The 23700-nt window shown below is 45.1% G+C and carries 24 protein-coding genes; 4 read left to right on the forward strand and 20 right to left on the reverse strand.

Annotation, left to right across the window (positions count from 1 at the left end; all coding sequences use genetic code 11):
• Window positions 1-9 precede the first annotated feature (9 nt).
• Window positions 10-720: a DUF421 domain-containing protein gene (locus MM817_RS01340; protein ID WP_241711637.1), complete on the reverse strand. Its 711-nt coding sequence runs from the start codon at window positions 718-720 to the stop codon at window positions 10-12.
• 49 nt (window positions 721-769) lie between these two features.
• Between MM817_RS01340 and trmB the strand changes: the two genes are divergently transcribed.
• Together trmB and MM817_RS01350 are read left to right on the forward strand one after the other, a co-directional pair.
• On the forward strand, window positions 770-1420 hold the full coding sequence (gene trmB, locus MM817_RS01345; protein WP_241711638.1) for a tRNA (guanosine(46)-N7)-methyltransferase TrmB: 651 nt from the start codon (window positions 770-772) through the stop codon (window positions 1418-1420).
• Between the two features lie 63 nt (window positions 1421-1483).
• On the forward strand, window positions 1484-1882 hold the full coding sequence (locus tag MM817_RS01350; protein ID WP_241711639.1) for a TIGR04086 family membrane protein: 399 nt from the start codon (window positions 1484-1486) through the stop codon (window positions 1880-1882).
• Window positions 1883-1970: 88 nt separating this feature from the next.
• Here MM817_RS01350 and map read toward each other — a convergent pair whose 3' ends face one another.
• The 17 genes from map to tyrS form a co-directional block, all read right to left on the reverse strand.
• Entirely contained in the window at window positions 1971-2717 is a 747-nt protein-coding gene (map, locus tag MM817_RS01355) for a type I methionyl aminopeptidase (protein WP_241711640.1), read from the reverse strand.
• Window positions 2717-2986, reverse strand: coding sequence for a preprotein translocase subunit YajC (yajC, locus tag MM817_RS01360; RefSeq protein WP_241711641.1), 270 nt, complete (start codon window positions 2984-2986; stop codon window positions 2717-2719). The genes map and yajC overlap by 1 nt, the downstream gene beginning before the upstream one ends.
• Before the next feature lie 25 nt (window positions 2987-3011).
• Window positions 3012-4145, reverse strand: coding sequence for a tRNA guanosine(34) transglycosylase Tgt (gene tgt, locus MM817_RS01365; protein WP_241711642.1), 1134 nt, complete (start codon window positions 4143-4145; stop codon window positions 3012-3014).
• 20 nt (window positions 4146-4165) lie between these two features.
• The gene (gene queA / locus MM817_RS01370; protein WP_241711643.1) at window positions 4166-5206 is read right to left on the reverse strand and encodes a tRNA preQ1(34) S-adenosylmethionine ribosyltransferase-isomerase QueA; all 1041 of its coding nucleotides are present in this window, start codon (window positions 5204-5206) and stop codon (window positions 4166-4168) included.
• A gap of 82 nt (window positions 5207-5288) precedes the next feature.
• Entirely contained in the window at window positions 5289-6536 is a 1248-nt protein-coding gene (locus MM817_RS01375; RefSeq protein WP_241711644.1) for an anti-sigma factor domain-containing protein, read from the reverse strand.
• Window positions 6533-7282 carry an RNA polymerase sigma-I factor gene (gene sigI / locus MM817_RS01380; protein WP_241711645.1) on the reverse strand — a complete coding sequence of 250 codons (750 nt, stop codon included), beginning with the start codon at window positions 7280-7282 and terminating at the stop codon, window positions 6533-6535. Before sigI ends, MM817_RS01375 begins: the two co-directional genes overlap by 4 nt.
• 61 nt (window positions 7283-7343) lie before the next feature.
• Window positions 7344-8345, reverse strand: coding sequence for a Holliday junction branch migration DNA helicase RuvB (gene ruvB / locus MM817_RS01385; protein WP_241711646.1), 1002 nt, complete (start codon window positions 8343-8345; stop codon window positions 7344-7346).
• 33 nt (window positions 8346-8378) lie between these two features.
• Entirely contained in the window at window positions 8379-8999 is a 621-nt protein-coding gene (gene ruvA, locus MM817_RS01390; RefSeq protein ID WP_241711647.1) for a Holliday junction branch migration protein RuvA, read from the reverse strand.
• Window positions 8996-9517: a crossover junction endodeoxyribonuclease RuvC gene (gene ruvC, locus MM817_RS01395; protein WP_241711648.1), complete on the reverse strand. Its 522-nt coding sequence runs from the start codon at window positions 9515-9517 to the stop codon at window positions 8996-8998. The genes ruvA and ruvC overlap by 4 nt, the downstream gene beginning before the upstream one ends.
• A 3-nt stretch (window positions 9518-9520) precedes the next feature.
• Window positions 9521-10270, reverse strand: a complete 750-nt coding sequence (locus MM817_RS01400) for a YebC/PmpR family DNA-binding transcriptional regulator (protein WP_241711649.1) — start codon at window positions 10268-10270, stop codon at window positions 9521-9523.
• A gap of 12 nt (window positions 10271-10282) precedes the next feature.
• Window positions 10283-11134 carry an NAD+ synthase gene (locus MM817_RS01405; RefSeq protein ID WP_241711650.1) on the reverse strand — a complete coding sequence of 284 codons (852 nt, stop codon included), beginning with the start codon at window positions 11132-11134 and terminating at the stop codon, window positions 10283-10285.
• The gene (locus MM817_RS01410; RefSeq protein WP_241711651.1) at window positions 11131-11982 is read right to left on the reverse strand and encodes a nitrilase-related carbon-nitrogen hydrolase; all 852 of its coding nucleotides are present in this window, start codon (window positions 11980-11982) and stop codon (window positions 11131-11133) included. Before MM817_RS01410 ends, MM817_RS01405 begins: the two co-directional genes overlap by 4 nt.
• 65 nt (window positions 11983-12047) lie before the next feature.
• The gene (locus tag MM817_RS01415) at window positions 12048-13007 is read right to left on the reverse strand and encodes a phosphotransferase (protein ID WP_241711652.1); all 960 of its coding nucleotides are present in this window, start codon (window positions 13005-13007) and stop codon (window positions 12048-12050) included.
• Between the two features lie 81 nt (window positions 13008-13088).
• A complete protein-coding gene (locus tag MM817_RS01420; protein WP_241711653.1) occupies window positions 13089-14051 on the reverse strand; it encodes a LysM peptidoglycan-binding domain-containing protein in 963 nt (320 codons plus the stop codon).
• A gap of 258 nt (window positions 14052-14309) precedes the next feature.
• Complete coding sequence (gene pheA, locus MM817_RS01425) at window positions 14310-15173, reverse strand: prephenate dehydratase (protein WP_241711654.1); 864 nt, start codon at window positions 15171-15173, stop codon at window positions 14310-14312.
• Between the two features lie 42 nt (window positions 15174-15215).
• On the reverse strand, window positions 15216-15917 hold the full coding sequence (yunB, locus tag MM817_RS01430; RefSeq protein ID WP_241711655.1) for a sporulation protein YunB: 702 nt from the start codon (window positions 15915-15917) through the stop codon (window positions 15216-15218).
• A gap of 131 nt (window positions 15918-16048) precedes the next feature.
• Window positions 16049-17281 carry a tyrosine--tRNA ligase gene (gene tyrS, locus MM817_RS01435; RefSeq protein ID WP_241711656.1) on the reverse strand — a complete coding sequence of 411 codons (1233 nt, stop codon included), beginning with the start codon at window positions 17279-17281 and terminating at the stop codon, window positions 16049-16051.
• A gap of 595 nt (window positions 17282-17876) precedes the next feature.
• On the opposite strand from tyrS, the gene MM817_RS01440 reads away from it, so the two are divergent.
• Entirely contained in the window at window positions 17877-20288 is a 2412-nt protein-coding gene (locus MM817_RS01440; RefSeq protein WP_241711657.1) for a transglycosylase domain-containing protein, read from the forward strand.
• Here MM817_RS01440 and MM817_RS01445 read toward each other — a convergent pair.
• Entirely contained in the window at window positions 20243-22594 is a 2352-nt protein-coding gene (locus tag MM817_RS01445) for an endonuclease MutS2 (protein WP_241711658.1), read from the reverse strand. The genes MM817_RS01440 and MM817_RS01445 overlap by 46 nt on opposite strands.
• A gap of 97 nt (window positions 22595-22691) precedes the next feature.
• On the opposite strand from MM817_RS01445, the gene MM817_RS01450 reads away from it, so the two are divergent.
• Entirely contained in the window at window positions 22692-23033 is a 342-nt protein-coding gene (locus MM817_RS01450; RefSeq protein WP_241711659.1) for a phage holin family protein, read from the forward strand.
• Between the two features lie 93 nt (window positions 23034-23126).
• Here the strand turns inward: MM817_RS01450 and MM817_RS01455 are convergent, their stop codons facing one another.
• Window positions 23127-23693: a CvpA family protein gene (locus MM817_RS01455; RefSeq protein ID WP_241711660.1), complete on the reverse strand. Its 567-nt coding sequence runs from the start codon at window positions 23691-23693 to the stop codon at window positions 23127-23129.
• Window positions 23694-23700: the final 7 nt, after the last annotated feature.

Below are 23700 nucleotides of genomic sequence, written 5' to 3' on the forward strand. Positions count from 1 at the left end.
ACTAACCTGCTATAACGGCGGGTCTTTTTTTTGTACTTTACTCTTATTATCCAGGCGATCAACTGTCAGAGTCGTGCCATCCCACGCAGCGTAAAATACTTCTTTTTCAGACGTATATCCAAGCGCAGTAAGCTGCTCTTGCAACCAAGAAGGGGATTTACCAATTGCGGCTAACTTGTCATAGATGATTTCACCACTTACAATAATCGAGGTTGGTATTACAGTGGGTTTAACGACTATTCCAAGATCCTGTGCTGTAATCGGTCGATAAGGCGCTTTTGGAAAAACAGAAAGCTTTCCTGTCGTTTCTAAAATGGCAAATTCAACATCTGCAATACTGGTTATTTCGCGATCCCGTAATTGCATCAGTAGATCAGACATACTGTAGCGCGTGCGCTTCATTTCACTGTCGTTCACTTCGCCATTAGCAATGAGCACAGTAGGTTTCCCTTCGACCATATCGTGCAATCGTCGACTATGTAAAGTAGACAAGGAGACCCCAATTTGAAGTAAAACCAATAACGCAATAATATAGGCACCATGCCATACAGGTATTCTTAGATCTTGTAAGGAAACGGCAGATATCTCAGCGATCATAATGGAGACCACTAAATCGAAAACGGATAATTTGCCTATTTCACGTTTCCCCATAATGCGCAATGCCAAAAAAACAAATCCATACGTAAATACTGTGCGAATCAATAATGTCCAAATGATCATGTATTCGCCCCCCATTTGCCAACCAACTGTAGTATGAGGAGGATTGCTATTGAGAATACGCGGCAAAGATAAAGTTCCTGAAATGCTACAAAAAAGTAGCTCGCTCTTTTTTGACCCTTTACATGGAATGTTTCCACAAGAATGGATAAATGCTTACGAAGCATTGGAACTCGAAGTTGGATGCGGAAGAGGCACATTTTTATCACAAATGGCAGCACATCACCCTTCAACATTATTTATCGGGATCGAAAAATTTGTCGTCATTATTGCACGCGCCGCCACTCTGGCTCATGAACAACACATAGAAAATGTGCGTTTTATTCAAACAGATGTTAAAACGGCCTTATCCTTCTTACCGCAACACTCAATGCAGACTATTTATCTTAACTTTTCAGATCCTTGGCCACGTCGTCGCAACGATATTAAGCGTCTTACACACGCCAATCATCTAGCTATCTATCGTCAACTATTGAGAGTCAATGGAGTGCTTGAATGTAAAACTGATAATCTCAGTTTTTTTGAATGGTCGTTACAATCACTGCTTAACAATGGTTGGATGATTCAAGAATTGGATAAACAAGTAGCAGATATGGCTCCTAACGGCGAAGAAGCTCGCGGTAAATATATACAAACAGAGTATGAACAAAAGTTCAGGCAATTACACATGCCCATTTTTCATGTACGAGCTACACCAAACTAACATATTAGAGACAGGCCCCTCATATAAACATAGAGTATAGATTCTCCTCTGGGGGGCTAAAAATTGAACGGAAAAATGTGGTCAGACCTAAAAACAGATTTCCATGGATCACCACTTGTCTTAGGCATTATTGTGGCATTTGTGACGTCACTCATGTGTACCTTAGTCATGGCAGGAATCTACACATGGTCGAATTTCTCTGAAAGTACGTTACCTTATGCCGCCTACACAATCAACGCACTATCTGCGCTCATTGGAGCCATCATCGCGGCTCGAAGTGCAGGCACCCGGGGTTGGTACTATGGCGGAATCACAGCCCTATTATTTAGCGCAATGTTAGCTGTTGTTGGTAGTCTCGTCGATGTCAGTGCAGCTTTTCAAGCTCAGACGCTTGTACGCATTGCACTGCTTGGATTGATTGGCGCTTTTGGCGGAACAATTGGCGTGAATATGAAACGCTAACCTATGCTTTACATGCATTGCATACATAGTAAAATGACGACCTTCTAAAAGAAGAAGGTCGTCATTTTACGCTCGTTTCATCTTATCTTTACAGTGTTGTCAAAATAACTGGTCCATCCTTAGTAATGGCAACCGTATGTTCATACTGGGCAGACCATCTCCCATCGAGCGTACGAGCAGTCCAGCCGTCACCATCCACCTTAGCCTTATATGTACCCATGTTTAGCATCGGTTCAATAGTCAGACACATACCTTCTCGCAATAACATGCCTGTGCCTGGACGTCCATAGTGCGGAATAATTGGTTGTTCATGTAACTTTTGCCCAATCCCATGTCCTGCAAAGTCACGCACAACAGAAAAACCTTGAGGTTCTGCGTAAGATTGAATAGCGTGTCCAATATCACCTAGATGATTGCCAACTACCGCTTGCTCAATCCCTAGATAGAGTGACTGCTTTGTCACGTCAAGTAATCGCTGTACTTCATCAGTAATTGCTCCTACAGCATAACACCAAGCAGAATCTGCCAACCAACCGTTGCGGTTCACAACCATATCTACCTTAATAATGTCTCCATCTTGTAATTCATAGCTGGATGGGAATCCATGACAAATTACATCATTGACAGATGCACAAGTTGCATACGGATATCCTTGATAGCCTTTTTGTTCTGGTGTGGCATCTCGTTTCGCCAAAAATTCTTCCACATAGCGGTCGATTTCGCTCGTGGTAACACCAGGCCTTATATACGATGCTAATGCTTCATGACAAGACGCCAGAATCATTCCCGCTTCACGCATACGCGCAATTTGTTCCGGTGTCTTAATCATTGCCACTACACATCTCTCCGAACTGAATCAATTGACTTTCGTTCAAAAGTAACTTCTAGATCTGGAGCAATACGCAACTTCACGATATTGCCATCAATGGCAGTGATCGTTCCATGGATCCCGCCAATGGTGACCACTTGATCTCCCGATTGCAGTGATTGTAATAAACTACTGCGCTCCCGTTGTCTTTTTTGCTGTGGTCGAATCAATAAGAAATAAAAAACAACAATGATCAGAATCAGTGGTAAATATTGCATTAATGCACTTTCTGACATGTTACATCCCCCTTCACTGTGCTTATTAGCACATTGCGTTTTCATTATAACCGTATGCGTCATAAAATTGTTTGCGTAACGCAAGAAAAGTACCATTTTCAATAGAAACGCGAATCTTTTCCATTAGTTTAACCAAAAAATAGACATTGTGATACGAGGTCAAACGAATACCAAATGTCTCTTCTGCTTTTACAAGATGTCTAATATACGCTCGCGAGTAATTTTTACAAACATAACAATCACAATGTTCATCAAGTGGTGCATAATCTTTTGCATTGCCGGCGTTTCGCACGACAAGCTTACCTGTAGAAGTAAAGACTGTTCCATTGCGAGCAATACGCGTTGGCAAGACACAGTCAAACATATCGACCCCACGCATAACCCCTTCGAATAAATCATCCGGTGCCCCTACGCCCATCAAATAGCGTGGTTTATCAGCAGGTAGATATTGTGTCGTATGTGCTAATACCTCGTTCATTAACGGTTTTGGTTCACCGACACTGAGCCCACCTATCGCATAGCCTGGAAAATCAAGTTCAACCAAAGATTCTGCAGCAAATCGCCGCAAATCAAGTTCCATCCCACCTTGCACAATACCAAATAACGCCTGTTGTGATGTCCTATGATGCGCTTCTTTAGACCTCTTTGCCCAGCGTGTAGTGCGCAAAAGAGAGTTGTAGATATACTCTCGATCTGCTGGATGAGGTGGGCATTCGTCAAATGCCATAATGATATCTGCCCCTAGTGCATGTTGTATTTCTATCGATCGTTCAGGACTTAAAAATCGCTTTTCTCCAGAAATATGTGAGCGAAACTCTACGCCCTCTTCTGATATTTTACGTAAGTTCGATAGACTAAACACCTGAAATCCACCACTATCTGTCAATACAGCGCGTGGCCAATGCATAAATCCATGTAACCCGCCTGCCCCTTGCACAATATCTTCACCTGGCCGCAAATGTAAGTGGTACGTATTGGATAAAATGATATGTGCGCCAATCTCCATCAATTCTTCAGGGCTCAACGTCTTCACAGTTGCCTGCGTACCCACTGGCATAAATACGGGTGTTTCAATTGTTGCATGTGGTGTGTGAATTCTCCCTCGACGCGCAGCGGTGTCGCTGGATGTTTTCAATAATTCAAAAGACATTGCAGCCATCTACGTAGATCCCTTCTCCTTTACAAAATAAGCATTGCATCACCAAAACTATAAAATCGATACTTTTCTTCTACAGCCACTTGATACGTAGCAAGTAAACGTTCACGGCCAATTAGAGCAGATACAAGCATAAGAAGAGTGGATTGCGGTAGATGAAAGTTGGTGATGAGTGCATCCACCACGTGAAACTGAAATCCTGGATAAATGAAAATAGACGTCCACCCACTAATCTCTTGATCCTGTAATCCTTCATCTCGTAGTAACCAAGCAGATTCCATCGCTCGCACAGTCGTCGTTCCTACACAAAGTACGCGATTTCCTGCTTGTTTTGCCGTTTCAACAGCAGTAAACACGTCTTTGGTAACGCGATACCACTCTTCATGCATGTGATGATCTTCAATGCGATCCACTTGCACAGGTCGAAACGTACCGAGCCCAACATGCAAGGTAATAAAGTGAACATGAACACCTTTTTCTTGCAATTGCTCCATGACTTCTTTGGTGAAGTGCAATCCAGCCGTCGGTGCGGCTACCGAGCCTTTTTCACGGGCGTAGATCGTCTGGTAGCGGTTAGGATCTTCTAGGCGCTCTTTAATATAGGGCGGCAAGGGCATTTGGCCAAACATCTCAAGAAGTGTATCAAATACTACTCCACTTGCTGAAAATTCGACAACTCGCGTTCCACCTTCAAGCTCCGCACGTACTGTGGCTGTGAGTTGCCCGTCTCCAAAGACTATGTGCTTGCCAATAGGCACACGCTTTGCTGGGCGCAACAAAACCTCCCACGTTCCAGGTGTTGCATAAGGACGCAATAATAGTAGTTCTATGACTGCTCCCGTGTCTGGCTTGCGACCAAATAATCGAGCAGGAATCACGCGAGAGTCATTTGCAATGACCACATCTCCAGCTGTTAAGTACTTTGGTAGATCATAAAAGTGTGCATGAGAAAGCTCATCTGATGTGCGATTCACCACGAGTAATCGCGATGAACTACGATCAGTCTGTGGTGTTTGGGCAATCAATTCGTCAGGTAGAATAAAATCATAGTCATTCGTATTCATAAATGGATATCACCGCCTCTTACACTTCGCACTATATCACAGAGGTTGCAAAGTACAAAATGCAAGAGGAAAATAAGATATCCTATGGCAACAACGGCACTTGTTGCAACAAATTGCCGTTCCCGTTGGCATGCACTGATCCTTGATCCTTTACTGTGCCTTGATGAGTACTATGAAGAACATCTAACGAACCTGGCACCACATTTGCAATCGTATGTGTCAGTGTATGTTCTATGTTTTTTACAACAGCTGAATGCTGAATAACGGGTAACGCGGGGAGAGATGGTAATGCTGTACCTACACCCCGCTCTTGTTTAGTTGTATGTTGTTTTGTAAGAGTTGAAGATGGTTGTTTCACTATGGGGACGTCTACTTGTATTGTTTTTGTTATCCCACGCGGTAGCGGTAAGAGATGACTTGGCAATGGCGGCAAAGGAACAGAGGGCACACCATTCGCGGTATCCTGCACCGGTTGTAAAGGCGGTTGACGATGCGCTTCCTGCACCACAACTGCATGCAAAGCAGCATTTAATGTGGAATCATGTTGCATGACATGGAGTAATTGTTGTAAAGGCACTGGTCCTCCGACCGCTTGAGCTAAATGCCCCTGCACAATATCCTGCCACGACACTGATTGCCCACGACGTTTTGCTTCTACATATAGAGCAAGTCTTCCTGGCGACACATGATCTGCCACAGCTTGGTTAAAAAAATTCTTGGTGACAACAAGTGAGATCAATGGAATTTTAGTTGGCATCAAGGTGGCTGAGATCTCTGTGCGAACATTGGACAACATGTTAGAAAGCACCTCTTTAGTAGCCATTTGTCCTCTGGCACCAACAATAACTACATCTGAATGCTTTGTTAAATACCCTTGTTTAGATATATATTGGATATAGTCTTTAATGGCAACTGGCAATTCTTCACCTGGCAAGGTCAATGTTTTCAACACTTTTACACCGTCTGCATCAAGCCCAACCGCTTGCACAACATGATCTGATTGGTTGACTGTAAGTTCAATGCTGGGATTTACATCAAGGGACAAATAGAGATATGGAGCCGCCTGCACTGCAGTTGACTGTGAGAAGACAAGCATCGCTGCAACGAAAAGCGATGCGATTGCAACGCCTATAGTGGCATATCTCTTATTGAAAAGCGCCTGGCGAAAGCGCTCAATCCACCCTGCTTTTTGTACAAGTGGAAAGAATTCATCGAGTTCAGCACCAATTGCCATATATGGCTGACGAACTACGCGTACAAATGTAAATTCAGAAGTGAGGACAACAGCTGTCCGCTCATCGAGCAATTCCATGACAACTCCGCGCGTCATCGCCGCTCACCCCCCATAACAAACGAGTGCAAAAGCTCATAATCTCCAAGCAATAGAACGATCGCCGCAATAATATATTGGCGTTGTCGTTCGAGCGTTTTGCGACTCACGGCAACTTGTGGCGCCAATTGTTTTAAAGGTAATGACTTTGTTTTAAGAAAATAAGCTCGCAACGTCTCATCAAAAGCAACGACTCTAGCTGCCTCTAACGCATGCTCTCTGGCGTCCGCATGTTTTGGGCTGTTTTCCGTTAAATCCATAAAATGTATCCCATATAATTCTAGTTCATCAGAGTATCTTTTTATTTCATCTGCACGTATTGCTGCTTCTTCCTGATGCTGATGTGCATGAAGCGCTGTAGCAACCTCAACTGAGTTTTGCACATTGCCTTCTTCATCCGTTTCATCAAACGCCGTAAAGGGTAACTCACGCCTGCGCTGATTGGCCCGGAATGAATCGATAAGCCTCCTGCGCATGACCGTCTCCGCAAATCGAATAAATGCTCCACGCTCTGTCACATAGGAACTAATCGCTTCATCAAGAGCTAAAAGTGCAATTTGAAACTCATCATCCGTTCGTGCGATGGCCCGGCCACAGGTCGTCGATGCAACCCGTTCAACAAATGGCAGATAGCTATGTAAGAGCTGTTCGCGCGCATCGCGCCTTCCTGCGGCTGCAAGCGCGACCAGTTCCTCTAGCGTATCAGGTAAAGCTGCCTGCTTCCGTCGCATCGATAGACGAATCACCGGCTGCGCCACCTTTCTACATCAATTCGCTTGCAACCTCGTCGTTATGTCCGTAGCTCGCTCATTGTTGTGTTGGATATAGTTTCCCGAAATGCGCATAGGCTCGTTCCGTAGCTTCACGACCGCGCGGCGTTCTTTTCAGTAAGCCCATTTGTAATAAATAAGGTTCATACACATCTTCGATCGTTCCTGCATCTTCTCCAACAGTTGCTGAAAGTGTATCCAGCCCCACTGGTCCACCGCCAAATTTTTCAATAATCCCGAGCAACAAACGATGGTCTAGTTCATCTAGTCCATAAGCGTCCACATTCATGCGTGCCAGTGCCTCGATAGCCAATTCATAATCAATCTGGCCATCTCCTACAACTTGCGCAAAATCTCGAACGCGCCGCAACAGTCGATTGGCGATGCGCGGTGTCCCCCGCGAGCGCCTCGCAATTTCAGCAGCACCAGCCTCATCCAATAAAATATCGAAAATAGCTGCCGCGCGCACGACAATACGTTGAAGATCAGCCACAGGGAAATAATTCAAATGAGCAACCACCCCGAAACGATCTCGTAACGGCGCAGATAATAGTCCCGCACGCGTTGTGGCTCCTATTAAAGTAAAGGGGGGCAACTCTAGCCGCAAAGCGCGCGCACTCGGGCCCTTTCCAATCATAATATCGACTGCAAAATCCTCCATCGCCGGGTATAACACTTCTTCCACGCTTTTTGGCAAGCGGTGAATCTCATCGATGAAGAAAACATCACCTTCTGATAAATTGGTCACAATGGCAGCAAGATCTCCCGCTCTTTCGATAGCAGGTCCAGACGTGACGCGAATATTTACATTGAGCTCATTTGCAATAATATGTGCCAACGATGTTTTTCCAAGTCCTGGAGGGCCATATAGTAACACGTGATCTAGTGATTCTTGACGCAATTTTGCAGCATCGATATAAATTCGCAGATTATCTTTTATGCCTTGCTGTCCAATATATTCATGCAAATAACGCGGTCTTAGTGATTCTTCTTTTCTATCCTCTTCTAGTTGCACAGCATCCACAATGCGCTCATGCACGTATGTTTCCCCCTTTATGATCTAAGGGGTTCGTTACCTTGCCAACGCCCGTAGCGCCTGCTTCACCCCATCAGCTATACTCTTATCTGCGATCTCATCTCCGATGTCTTGTAAGATCGATTGGATTTCACGATCTGTGAAACCAAGACCAAGTAATGCTGCACTTACTTCTGAGAACTGACTTGCCTTTCCACCTTTTGCTTTTGCGATAACAGGAAGTATATCTGCATCGCCATCTTCCCTATCAGGCAAAAGATCTGCCACTCGATCTTTTAACTCTAAAATCAACCTTTGAGCAGTTTTAGCACCAACCCCTGGAACTTGGGTCAATTGAACAACATCGCCACTTTGTACAGCTCTTACAATCTGTACCGAAGTTAGATGATGCAGCATCGCGACTGCAACTTTGGGTCCAATGCCACTTGCGCTTTGTAAGCGCAAAAACAATTTACGCGATACATCTGTCGTGAACCCATACAATAAAATCGCATCTTCACGAACATGCTGATGTGTGTACAATCGCGTTGTATGGCCAACGTCTAGTTCTGCAATCATGGACACTGGCATGTATACGCGGTAACCAATCCCACCCACTAAGAGAATGACTGCATCCTCTTCTATCGTGTCGATGATTCCATCCATGAGAGCGATCATCTCTGCACCTCCCCTCGCACAGTCCTTCCTCCTCCATCCACGCGCCCTGCCATGCGATAACTATGAGCGTGCGTAATAGCAATCGCTAGAGCGTCTGCCGCATCATCTGGTTTTGGGAGCGTAGGAAGCTTTAGCAAAACGCGCACCATCTCTTGCACTTGTTTTTTATCCGCACGGCCATACCCCACTACAGCCATTTTAACCTGTAACGGTGTGTAAGAGAACTGCTGTATAGAAGCTAACTCAGCTGCTAGTACAACTACTCCGCGGGCTTCTGAGGCAGTAAAAGCTGTCGTCACATTGCGATTAAAAAAAAGTTGCTCAATCGCCGCCACATCAGGCCGATGACGTTCGATCACATCCGTTACAGCCTCGAAAATATCGCGAAAACGCGATCCGTTTGGCGTATGCGGGAGAGTCTCAATACATCCATATTCTATAGCTTTTAAGGATTGTCCTGTTTCAATAACTGCATAACCTGTCCGCCCAAACCCAGGATCGATCCCTAAGATCCTCATGATTTACCCCTCACTACCAATCTCATCTGGGAATCTCGCATTCGTAGCGACACTCTGAACATCTTCATGTTCTTCTAACAGATTGAGTAACGTTGCAACTGAATCGACAACTTCAGTCGCTACATCGACCCAAGTATTTGGAATATACGTGATTTCTGCACTTTCTGATTGGATCCCCTGCGCATTCAATGTAGCTTCAAGGTTGACAAGATGATCTGGTGCTACATAGATTAGATACTGACCATCTTCTATTTCATAATCTTCCATACCCGCTTCAAGCATAGCTAGAGCAAAATCATCTTCTGATATCGTCACTTGGTTTGCATCAACTGTCAAGACCCCAGTATGCTTAAACATCCATGCCACAGAACCGGACTCACCAAGCGATCCACCGTATTTAGTAAATAAATGACGCATTTCTGCGGCTGTACGATTGCGATTATTTGTTGTAAGAGTAACCATCATAGCCACACCGCTCGCCCCATACCCTTCATACAAGAGATCCTCATAACGAACGCCTTCTAATGTTCCTGTGGCTTTCGCAATCGTCCTTGTAATCGTGTCATTTGGAACACTCGCAACGCGTGCTTTTTCAAGCGCCATCTTTAAATGGTAATTGGTATCTGGATTGGCCCCACCGCGTCTTGTTGCCGTATAGATCTCTTTACATAGTCTAGTAAATAATTGGCCTTTAGAAGAATCTTGTTTTCCTTTGCGATGAGCAATATTTTTCCATTTTGAGTGTCCTGACATACTGTCCTCCGCCTACATGCCCCAATCACGCGAATAACGAAAGTCGATCCCGATCGTTCGACTTGACAACTTTGCAATAATTGGCATGCGTCTTTTAAATTGATTTTGGCGAATTCGCCGCATGATACTTTCGACAACGCTCGCTTCAAATCCTCGTTCGATCACCTCTTCTGGTGAAAGTCGTTCATCAATCAGCATGTGTAACATCACATCAGCTTCCTCATATGTAAAACCAAAATCAGACTCATCCGTTTGATCTTCCCACAAGTCTGCTGAAGGCGGCTTTTCTATGATCGACAACGGAACAGAGAGTAGCCGTGCAAGGCGCCGAATCTGCGTTTTATACAAGTCGCCAATCGGGTTTAACGCGGATGCTAGATCACCAAACTGCGTTCCATAGCCTAATAATAATTCAGTCTTATTGCTCGTTCCAAGCGGCAATGCTTTTAACTTCGCAGACTGATCATAGATGATGGACATTCGCTCACGCGCCATCTTATTGCCTTTACGCAAAGCCGTCGCGTCTTCTTGCAAACCAAAGTAAGTATCAATTTGTGGTGAAATATCGACCATCGTCAGCGGTAGGTCAAGCGCTGCAAGTACCTCTTTTGCATCTGCCACACTGCTTTTGCTACTCGTTTTATACGGCATAATAATAGGATGAACGCGATCTCGACCAAATGCGGCTACAGCAAGATAGGCTACGACTGCCGAATCAATACCGCCTGAAAGCCCAAACACCACACGACCAAATCCCGATTTTTCTACCTCTTGGCGCAAAAATTCTACCAAAATAGGAATCACATCGGCTACGTGATGCTCAAGTGACTCGCACTTTTTGGCTATCATTTCACTTTGTGTCATTGTCGTTCCTCCACTAATCGTCCTAATATACGGTGAGTCAAATACACATCCTCATCTCGCAAAAGCGGTGACCGATATCGTTCTGTGCGAATGCGCGACAAGTCCAGCGTGACTATATGCATATCCTCATCGTGTGAATCCATGACACAAAGTAACTCACCATCCGGTCCCGCGACTGCAGAATGACCGAAAAAAAACAATCCATCCTCAAATCCCACGCGATTCACAAATACCACATAACAGGTATACAGTTGCGCATAAGTGCGAATCAGTCGTTCCCAGAATTGTTGCGATCCAGAATGCGGGTCTCCACTCAGTGCACGTCCTGGCCCTGCAGATGGGATGTATAGGATGTCCATACCTGCAACGGATAGCAGATATGGAACCGATGGATGCCAAGCATCTTCACAAATAGCGATGCCCGCGCGATGACTTCCACACGCAAACGATTCAATGTTATTTCCCTTTGCAAAATGACGCCCTTCTTCAAATAATCCATATGTTGGTAAATAAACTTTTCTATGCACATGTATCACACGCCCTTTAGACGCATAAACAGAACTAGTATAAAACAGATGGTCATCCGTTTCTTCCACAAAACTAAAGACAATATCGATATCTGTACTCGCACCAACTATTGTCGCGATTACTGGATCGTCCAATCTGCGCGCCACATCAAATACAAGATCGCGCAAGAGATATCCTGTCAGTGATAGTTCGGGAAATACAATAACATCTGCATGATCTAGTTTTGCACGATGAATAAAATCCAATAATTTATCCGCATTTGTACGGATATCTCCCAGCTTTGGACGGACTTGTCCAAGCGCTACGCGAATTGACTTCACTCCATAGCCTCCTTTGCATTTGCCGCAGACTCCTTGCCTGCGGCATGATCATTATGCGTAGTATATCATGTGTTTGCATGCAGTCGCTCTTGCATCAAGCGATTGACATAGCGAACACGCATCGTCGCTCGCTTTTTTGAACGCGCTGAGTGCGCTGCCTGCAACTCTCCAATCTCCCTTAATAAAGGGGTTGGAAAGCGTAATAACAAGCGTAACAGCGCCTGCTCGCGCAAGCTAAGTGGATGAATCGCAACATATGCATAGAGCGTTTCATCGAACCAGTCAAGCGTTCCTGTGCGATATGCCATATGGTCAAATATCTGATGCAAGTCATATAATGGCGTGTCTGATCCAGCCAAGTCAAAATCAATCAACTTTGCCGGCATTCCAGACTGCACCAAGATGTTATGCGGCGCTAAATCACGGTGGCACAATACTCCTGCATCGCGACTCTTTTGTGTCAAGCTTTGCAATTCCTCTTCTGGTAAGATACGTAAGATATGCTCCGCTTGCCTTCTACATGTATCCCACTCTTTTTGCGAGATCCCTTGTAACCCGCCTGCATTCACTACATCTACTGCTTTACGCAAACGATACGAAAATTTCTGCGCGATAGACTGTGTTACATGTAAACGATATGGCACGGCAAGCTTCACATGATGTAACCTAGCAACCGCTTGAACCGCACGCAGACGATCGAATCGATCAGAAAAATCTGCATGTTTGCCTGCAATCCACGGTTCTACAGTGAGCAGATCACTACCCAAACGATAGTAACCCTGACCCTCTATTGTGCGTAAGTACGGACTACAGAGTCCCCTATTCGCGAGTTGCTCTTTCACATCTACGATAGCTTCCATGCGTTCTCGTGACAACTCTTGCTTTTGTCCATAGCGTTTGACAATCAATCTTCCACGGTCACTCGCCAATCCGACGACACTGCGCATTGGCAGTGTCGCCCAAATTTTTACGTCATACGCCTTTTGTACATCCTGCACGATGTTCTCTGTCATCCACTTCTCCATACGTCCCACTCCCTGACGGCTACACGTGTCCCTACATCCTACACACATACCCACATCAGATCTCTTACAACGAATCCATGGTTAGTGTGACCGAGATTCGCGAAACCACGATGATTCCATCTCCCACAAAGATGAACTCTCGCGTAGTTTCACTTCCTTTTTCACTTGCGTTTCTTGAATCATACCAAATGGAGCAAATGGGGCAAATGGTGGCATCATCGGTTGCTGTGACATCATTGGTATTTCTGGTCCCATGCCAGTAATGATCATATTAGAAGGTAAACTAGGGTCTTCACAAATAATCATTTCACCATTTGGTTGTTTGGGATAGATCGCTTTTTCTTGTACATATTGATCGGTCTCTTGCACATAGAGTTTAGCCACGCTAGGCGGTGCAACCTTCATTTTAGGAGGTTTTGGCATCGACTTTGGCAATTGTTGCGGTTGTTTTGGCATGATGGGTTGCTCAAAGTACTCTGCGTCAAAAGATGCATTAAACCCATATCCTGCAGGAGGTGTCCCACCTTGATTCGATGGTGGTACAGGCTTCATAGGAGAAGGCTGTGGAGTTTGACTACTTACCTGTTGCTGTAGTGTGGGCGCGGGTGGTGTACCTACAGGTGGTTGCGTTGGAACTGGTGACATGCTGTTTGACCCCTGTTGACCATAACCCATTCCACCTTGTGGTTGTGAAGGAATCTGCACAACTTGCCCTGGAACAATTTGATTTGGATCTGAAATTTGAGGATTGGCCATGACAATAAACTCTAGCGGAACACCCACCTGATGTGAAATTTTCCATAATGTATCCGCTTTTTTCACTACGTAGGGCCATGTTGGTGTAGGCAAATTGAATCCGTCAAATCCAGATGCAATTGGAGGCATTTCATTGTGATCAATAGGTAGATACAATTGATCGCCAATATGCAAAACATTGGAATCATAAATATGCGGATTGGCACTGATGAGCGCCTGTGTTGGTATGCCATAACGTTTTGCAATTTTCCACATCGTGTCACCCTGTTGTACTGTGTACAATTTCACCTTTTTCGACCTCCCAGGTCAGATATCCCTAGCAATATATGCAGAGATAGGCAAAGTGACAGGATAAATGCAAAACATAGGCAGTGTTTATGAAGTGGGGTTGTCCAAAAGAAATATAACCCAAAAAGAATTGCAGAGTCCGTTACCAATATGCGTGGGGGGGAAATAGGCACATGGTGTACGCTCCTTGCAATTCTTTTCAGTTTAAAATAAGTTGTGACGTAATTATAGGTGTTTCGACGAAATCTGTCAAATTCCTTACTTAAAATGAGTAAAACAAGGATAGCTTCCTAAATCACGCATGGAAAATCCTTCGATTTGTTCGATTTGTTGCAAAGCATCTAACACTCGCGCATCATCGCGCACTCCAAGTACATCAAGGTAAAACTGATAACTACCGAGACCCTTTTTCGTTGGTCGCGATTCAAGTCGCGATAAGTTTAACTCACTCTTAGCAAATACTTTTAGCACATCATAGAGTGCACCCGGATGATCATCACCTAATTGCAGTAATAATGATGTTTTATGCACTGCCGCTGCCTGTGCAATGGACACAGGAACTGGATGCTCCTGTTGACCGATCAATACAAATCGCGTCACATTATCAGGGACATCTTGCGCATCCATATGAAGTAATTGCAACAAAGTAGCTTGCCCCGCTTCCACACTCCCCACACAAACCTGTGTCGGATCCTGTTCTTTGGCTACCTTTGCAATGGCTGCTGCCGTACTGTCAACATCGATATGCACAGCATATGGGAAAAGTCTAAGTAGCGTATTTCTACATTGCGCGAGTGCCTGAGGATGTGATAGCACTTGTTTCACGCGATCATGATCGGTATCTTTCCATCCAAATACAGCATGGCGAATCGGCAGAGAGACCTCTGCAAAAATATAAAGTGGCGCTACTGATAAGCGATCAAGCGTAACCAATACAGAGCCTTCTAGCGAATTTTCAATTGGCAATGCAGCATACATCACATCTCCAATTTCAACCGCATCAAAGACTTGCGTAATAGATGCATACGGTCGTATAGGTACACTCGTTTCACCAAACATAAAAGCGAAAAACTTCGCTGCTTGCTCTGTATAGGTTCCATGCGGTCCTAGAAATCCGATCATACCTAAGATTCTCCCCCCACATTGCCTACTTTCCCCACACGCTCAGTGAGTTCCTCGTAAAGGGGATGGTGCAGGCATTGAGAATTGCGGTGCGCCTGTTCCGACCATCGTCGTCTGCGGTACATTGCCAACAAATACAACATACGCAATAGGGATCTTAGTCTCTACACGCACAGGCGCTGTAATAAATGGAACAACCACAATCACTTGTGCTGTAATATGCAAATACAAAATGTGCACTGTTTGATTAATCCCTGCCGTCTCTACAACCGGTTCAACCTCACTTTGCGCCGACCCGAGTGGTTCAATGCGCAAAGGGATAGAAGGACCAAGCGTAGCCAAGACGGCACTGCCCATAGCTTGCAAGGCCGGTACATAAATTGTCCGTTCTTGTAAATGCATCAATGCATCTTGGACTCGTAACGTAGTAATACTTTCAATGCGTGCGACTTCAGCAAAGTTGAAATGCGCACTCGTCACGTGACCTGCTTGATCTTTGTCTACGACAATTAATTTTGCATACTCCGTGTCTTCTGCCACGCGTTTAGTCAGTGCATCATTGATGGCCTGCGTTGCCATTTGTCTCGCTATTCCAGTTGCCATGGCCATAAATGGCGGACGCAAGCTACGATCAAGTTGTTCGATACTCCATACCAGAGAAACGAGTGATAAGAATAAAAAAAGAACACTCATGATCGTATAACGTCTCCATGCTGATGGCTTACGCCTCGCTCGAAAGCGCATCGCCAAGCCCCCTACTCACACAGTATCAGGGCGCGTACTTTCACACTTACGCATGTGATCACTTAGCGTTTATTGAAATAGGACACGCTCCCTTAGGAGTTTATGCGCAATTGGGCCACAATGCACACTAATCAGGAGATCAGTAGCTTGATAAATTTGCGTTTACCCACTTGAACAATCATCCCCGTACGCGGCTCAACCATAAAAGTAGGATCTGATACTTGTTGACTATCCAGTCGCACACCGCCTCCTGTAATTAATCTGCGCGCTTCTGAGTTACTTGGTGCAAGCTTTGCACTGACAAGTAGTGCGACGAGTGACACTGGAGCACCTGCTACAGGAAACTCTTGTATATCGTCTGGAAGCGTATGCTTTTGAAAGACGCGCACAAACTCTTCCTGTGCAATTTCTGCTGCTTCCACGCCCTGAAAGCGCGCAGTCAGTAAGAACGCTAAACGCATTTTTGCATCTCGTGGATGCAACTGATTTCCTGTTAGCGCCGCCTGTATCTCTTGTACTTCTTCTTTTGATAAGCCACTTAAAAGATCATAGTATTTAATCATCAGTTCATCTGGAATCGACATCGATTTACCATAGATTTCTTTTGCGGATTCATCAACTCCAATGTAATTAGATAGACTCTTAGACATCTTTTGTACTCCGTCTAGTCCTTCGATGATGGGCATTGTCAACGCAATTTGCGGTTCTAATCCATACTCTTTTTGCAGGGTCCGTCCCATGAGCAAATTGAACGTTTGATCTGTCCCACCAAGCTCAATATCGGTTTGTAATGCCACTGAGTCGTACCCTTGCATCAACGGATAAAAGAATTCGTGGATACTAATAGGCGCACCTTGAGTAAACCTTTTCTTAAAATCATCGCGTTCTAGCATGCGCGCAACGGTCAATGTTTGGGCAAGTAAAATGACATCTGCAAATGATAACGGTGCAAGCCAAGTAGAATTAAAGTGAATTTCGGTGCGCGACTCATCAAGCACCTTAAACACTTGACGTTCATATGATGAGGCGTTGTCTTTCACTTGCTGTTCTGTGAGCTGTTTGCGCGTTTCTGACTTTCCTGTTGGATCGCCAATGCGCCCTGTAAAATCGCCGATGACTAGCTGAACAATATGCCCCAAATCTTGTAACTGACGCAATTTTTCTAAAACGACGACATGACCTACATGAATATCTGGTGCAGATGGGTCAAGCCCTAACTTAATGCGAAGGGGTTGCCCTGTCTGTATACTTTTTCTAATTTTTGCCGCCAATTCTTCTTCAGGGATAATCTCCACTGCTCCACGCCTTATGATCGCTAATTGACGTTCTACTTCTTGTTCACTATCTGTAATCTGATTCTCCATCTACCATCACTCCACCTTCCATTTTATCCAAAGCCACATTCGTCGCGAGGACAACAAAAACTCGCCCCTAAAAAGGGACGAGTCAACTCGCGGTACCACCCTTGTTGGTGCACAAACTCGCACACCCACTCTACATCGATAACGGTGAAGGATCCGATCTAGCTCAAACTGTGTATCTTCGTCACAAGTCGCTATTGGCTCGCACCGACCGCCAACTCTCTACAAGCACCTCTTGCAAGTCATGCGAACGATACGTTCGCTTCAGTTCTCATCGCTATTTTAGAGGTTGTTCAAAAAGGGGTCAGAACTCCCCGGCACATGGCAGCGTCAGCGCCAAGAACGCTCCCTCACGTACCCAAAACGTACGCTCAGTCCACATTCTTGGCTTGCTTCCTTGCACTGCGCGGGTCTTACCTGCCCCCTTTTTGAACAGGCTCTTTTAGAATTTTATATTAAGGAAATGTAAGTTATTGTACGCGAAAAGTTTGCCTTTTGTCAACGTATCATCTTTTTAAATGTAGTACCTATCGTAACATATAATTCCGAATGCGCAACACAAGATTGGAACATAATACCGCGCATGAGGTGATTTTCCATGTCAAATAAGGACCCTCGTCCCACTACTCCTGTTTCCAGACGAGATCGAGCACAACAAAAAAAATTGAAAAGACATAAAAAGCAAACAGTCCTTGCACTTGCACTCGGTGGAATTGCCGTAATTACCGGATTTGCCATAGGCATTAGCACTTATCTTTTAAAGGATATTCCAGCATTGCGGCTATCTGACTTTGTCGATCTTTCTGCAGCGTCACTTGTCTATGCAAGTGATGGCAGTGTGCTTGGACGTTTTGCAAGTGAGGGAGACCGCCGTCCACTCACCTCATTGCAAGATGCTGGCTTACCACTAGAAGACGCAGTTATTGCCGCAGAGGATAAAGATTTTTATCATCACATAGGCATCGATCCACTCGCCATCGTTCGTTCTGCATGGGATGATCTGCATCACCAGTCCATTCGCAGTGGCGGTTCAACCATTACTCAACAAACAGTGAAACTCGCCATGTTTCCAAATCAAGAACGCACAGTACGCCGCAAGGTACAAGAAATGGTGCTCGCTCTTGAACTAGAACACCGGCAGAGTAAACAACAAATTCTACTCGAATATGTTAATGCACTCTATTTTGGACGCGTGCATGGGGTTCCACTGTATGGAGTGGAGAGTGCAGCATTGCATATCTTTGGCCGACATGCCAAAGATCTTTCACCTGCACAAGCAGCATTTCTAGCCGCTATCCCAAATAATCCAACTTACTTTTCCCTAGAACAGTATCCAGAACATGTGCTGGATCGGCAACACTATATCTTAGGTAAGATGCACACACTTGGCTATTTACATGATGGCGATTTTCTGCATGCAATGGCTGAACCAGTCCTACAAGAGGTTCGTCACGATCGCATTTTGTATGCTCCTTATGAAAGCAATAGCCCCTACATCCTCGCACAAGTAAGTCATCTTGCACCACGTCTCATTGCACAAAGTGAGGGGATTTCGCAAAGCCAAGCCCAAACTGAATTAGAATCTCGTGGTTACCGCATTTATACATCCATCGACCCTTCACTTCAGCAACGAATGGAACAAACCATCGCTACGACGAGGGATTTTCCACCGGATCTCACAGTTGTATCTATGGGACGACAGCGCAAAAATAAAAGACACGTACAAGAACAACTAGGCATGGTCATCATACAAAATACAAGCGGGCGCATTGTAGCGCTAGCGGGCGGAAGAAATTTTGCAAAGAGTCAAGTGGATCACACGTTAATGCGTAGGCAAGCTGGTTCTGCACTTAAACCACTTGTCGTCTATGGCCCAGCACTAGAACATGGTATCATCACACCTGGAAGTGTAGTTGATGATATACCTGAAACATACTACGATCCAAACAGTCCTAGCAAACAATGGTTCCCTATGAACTGGGATAATCAATTTCACGGTCTCATGACAGCACGAGATGCACTTATGCATAGTTATAACTTACCTGCTATTTCACTACTCAATCAGATGGGACCGCAAATTGGCGCACATTACGCTTGGGAGCTAGGTCTAGCAGGCATCGAAAAAAGTGATGCCAATAGCTTAGGTCTAGCTATCGGGGGCACGCGTGGTGGTGTTAGTCCTGAGGAGCTAGCTGCTGCCTATTCAACACTTGCACGCGGGGGGCTTTACACTGAACCTTCGCTTATTGACCGAATTGATGACTCTCTTGGTAAGCAAGTCTATCGTCATGAGGTGCGCACCCATCGTGTATTTCATACGGAAGTGGCAGCCCTCTTAACAACGATGTTAAAACAAGTCATAGAGAGCCCTTATGGAACGGCACATACCATTGCACGCTCGCTTCACCACGTAGATGTTGCTGGAAAAACAGGTACAACAGACAATAACAAAGATGCTTGGTTTGTGGGCTATACGCCATCTTATACTATGAGTGCATGGGTCGGTTATGATTTCCCCCATGCACTTCTCACGACGGCACACTATACAGAACCCTTACGTCCTCAAAAACTGTTCGTGCGTGTCCTTGGACCTGTCATTAATCAACGGCGGGAACACTTTGTACTCCCTGCCACCATACACCCTTATGTCATTTGTACAAAGTCGGGCCTTCTAGCAAGTCCACTGTGCAAAGCTGCTCATGATACCGAAATTGACTATTTTGCAGCAGGAACAGAGCCAACAGATATATGCCACAGTCACCAAATCGTATTTACAACGGTAGTAAACGGGGTGCGCGTTCTTGCAACAGAATACACACCCTTGTATGAAATAAAAACTGAGATTTTATTTAATCGTCCTGCCATCACGCTTGATCAAAAGCTACAAAAATATGCGCCGCGCGACATCTCTGAGAGCATCCCAAAGGAACTCGATCCGCGTGGCGGGTTCCCACTCTCCGACTTTCAACCAAGCTCAACCACAGTGACACCACTGTCTCCCTCACCTTGAGTGCCAAGGCGCACATGACTGATACGCGGATGATGGCGGAGATACGATTGTAGCCCCTTACGCAAAGCACCCGTGCCTTTGCCATGGATCAGAGACACTTGGTGATAGCCTGCAAGAATGGCGCGATCAAGATACTGGTCAATTTCTCTAATCGCCTCTTCCACATTTGTACCACGTAAGTCTAAAGACGGTTTCACATCGATCACTGCTCGTGAAATCGTCGGTACAGGCTTATCGATATACTTCGCTTTGCGCACTAACTCCACATGTTCTTTGCGCGCTTTCATTTTCATAGCGCCTACAGCCACAGTCAATTCATCCGACCCAGCGGTAACTGCTATGACCGTCGCCTTTTGACCAGCTAGTGTAAGCACGCGCACTTCATCTCCAACAGCTACTTCTTTTTGTTTTTTAACTTTTGCCACCGCTCGTAGCGTTTCATTTGGAACTAAACTTTCTAAGCGTTTGCGTGCGGCTGTCAACTCGTGATCTTTCAATTGTTCGATCCCTTTTGAGCGAAGTTCCCGCAACTCTGCAAGGATCGTCTCTGCTTCGCGCTGCATGCGTACGATTCGCGTGCGCAGTTCTGCATCAGCTTTCTTTCTACGCGACTCTGCAAGCATTTCCTCTTCTTCTTGCTTTTCCAGTAGATCCTGCTTCAGATCCATAGCTTCCCTGTGAACTGCCTTCCACTTTTCTTCCTCATCTTGTGCAATCTTTACGCTCATCTGTAATTTCCCAATCAGATGCTCTACACGCACGTCTTGTGTGGATAACTTATCGCTTGCTACATCTAAAATTGCCGAGGACAAACCTAACCGACGAGCGATTGCAAACGCATTGGAACGCCCTGGGATACCCAAGAGTAAACGATACGTAGGAGATAACGTATCGACATCAAATTCCATACTCGCGTTAGAAGTCGAATCCGTGGTATATGCGTAAGCTTTTAACTCAGAATAGTGGGTAGTCGCTACTACGCGAATTGCTCGCCGGTGAAGATCATCTAGTATGGCCATGGCAAGCGCCGCACCTTCTGTAGGATCTGTGCCTGCACCTAATTCATCAAACAACACAAGTGAGCGATCATCGGCTCGCTCTAGAATGTGGACGATATTAGTCATGTGACTAGAGAATGTTGACAGGTTTTGCTCGATACTTTGTTCATCTCCAATATCAGCAAACACTTCGGAAAAAAAACCGATCTCCGTACCCTCATCTGCAGGTAAGAACAATCCTGACAATGCCATGATGACAAAGAGTCCAATTGTTTTTAACGTAACCGTTTTTCCACCTGTATTTGGTCCAGTAATGACAAGTGCCGAAAATGGTTGACCTACTTGAACACTTAGTGGTACGGCACGCTTGGGATCAAGAAGAGGGTGTCGTCCTTTGCGTATATGCAGGCGTGGCTCGCTAGTTAGCTGTGGTTTCACCGCATGCACGGCGTGAGCAAAGCGCGCCTTTGCTAAAGCAAAATCCAATTCACCAATGGCCTTCATCGCATGCTGTAACTTTTCTTCATGCTCTGTCACATGTGCAGAAAGTTGCGTCAAGATGCGTTCAATCTCACGAGATTCTGCAGTCTCTAATCGTTTTAATTCATTACTCATCTGTGCCACGCGCTCAGGTTCAATGAATAATGTAGAACCGGAGGCAGATACATCATGAACCACTCCGCGAATAGCATGCTGACTATCTGTGCGTACAGCAAGACAGTAGCGATCACCACGCATCGTAATAATCTGATCTTGCAAATATTTTTGTAATCCGGGAGAGCGAACGAGCTCATCAAGTGCTCGTTTCATCCTCATCTGAACGGTTTTCATGTCTTGACGAATCTCGCGCAGTTCTGCGCTTGCCCTATCCTGCACTAGACCGTCTTCATCAATACAGAAAAAAATCTCATCTTCTAATATTTTTTCCAAAGATAGCATTTCGGACATCTCTACAAAATATGGAATTTCAGCTTGCAATGCCACACTTTCGATGAGTTTGCGCATATGCCTAGCTCCACGCGCGGTCTGCGCGATTGCCACTAAGTCAATCGAAGATAAAACGCTACCCAATTTTGCCCGCATGACCGCTGGCCTCATATCTGATGTCACAGCAAACGGAGGATCGCCTTTCAATCGATAAAAAATGGCTGCCTCTTCTGTGACGTCTTGTGCATGAACAGCCCATTCATACTGTTCGAACGGTTCCATGGTGTGCACCCATTCGGAGCCGTACAAAGTGTTACAAAACGATACAACTTGGTTCCGAATCTTATCGTACTCCAATATTTTAAATACTCGTTGATTCACTGATCACATCACATCCCAAAATAAACATTGACACAATTTCATGATTCCCCGTTAAACAGGAAACACTACACGAAGTGAAACGTGGAGGTGAGAGTACATGTTAGGAACCATCGTCCGATTTGCAGTTTCTGCTCTTGTATTGTTATTTATTGATCTGATCGATCCAGGATTTCACATTGCAGGTTTTTGGACTGCGCTCTTTGCCGCAGTTGTCATTGCTGCATTAGGATGGGTCATCGAACGTCTCTTTGGCCGTTCAATGTCTCCATATGGACGCGGCCTTGTTGGATTTATATCAGGTGCAGTCGTCATCTTCTTAGCCCAAGCCATTGTACCTGGTATGCACGTGACGATACTAGGAGCCTTACTGGCATCCCTTATCATTGGTATCATCGACTTGTTTGTTCCCACAACCATGCGCGGTGGGCATCTAGACTAATGCAACTTGCATGTATAATCTCTTGGAGCGAGAAAATGTCTTTATCACTTTTTCTCGCTCCAGCTCTTTTTCATCATAATCCTATAAAAACTGTTACAAAGAACTCTCGATTTTATCCAGTTGACGAACTAACCCTTGAAACATAGGTGCAAGTGCGGAGTGCATAATTTGTTCTTTAAGCGGTGCAACAGGTACATAAGACAAGATACTAATTAAGACTGCAATAAGTACAAACGCTATAACAGCACCAGCCACTAAACCGGCAAATCGATTAATCAAAGAAAGAACGGGTAAACTCATGACTACATTTAGCAAGTGTCCGACATAACGAATAATGAATAATGAGAGATAAAATACGATCCCAAATGAAATTGCACTTCCCATTGCCATAGCAATACCAGCTCGTGTTGGTTGTGTTCCAAACAGAACAAACAATGGACTAGACGTCACGTGATGTACATGTTTTAATACCGTGCCCTCTAGCCAGCGAGCAAGCGTTGGCGTCAAAATCGAATGGAATTTCCATGCTAAAACATACGCTAGTACAGTACCTAGCAAACGAACTACCTGTACGACAAAACCTGTTCGATAGCCGTCCCATGCACTAAAAACGATGATGACTATGATAACGATATCGGCGATATCCAATCCTTCACTCACCCTTATC

The sequence above is a fragment of the Sulfoacidibacillus ferrooxidans genome, assembly GCF_022606465.1.
Taxonomy (GTDB): Bacteria; Bacillota; Bacilli; order Alicyclobacillales; family SLC66; genus Sulfoacidibacillus; species Sulfoacidibacillus ferrooxidans.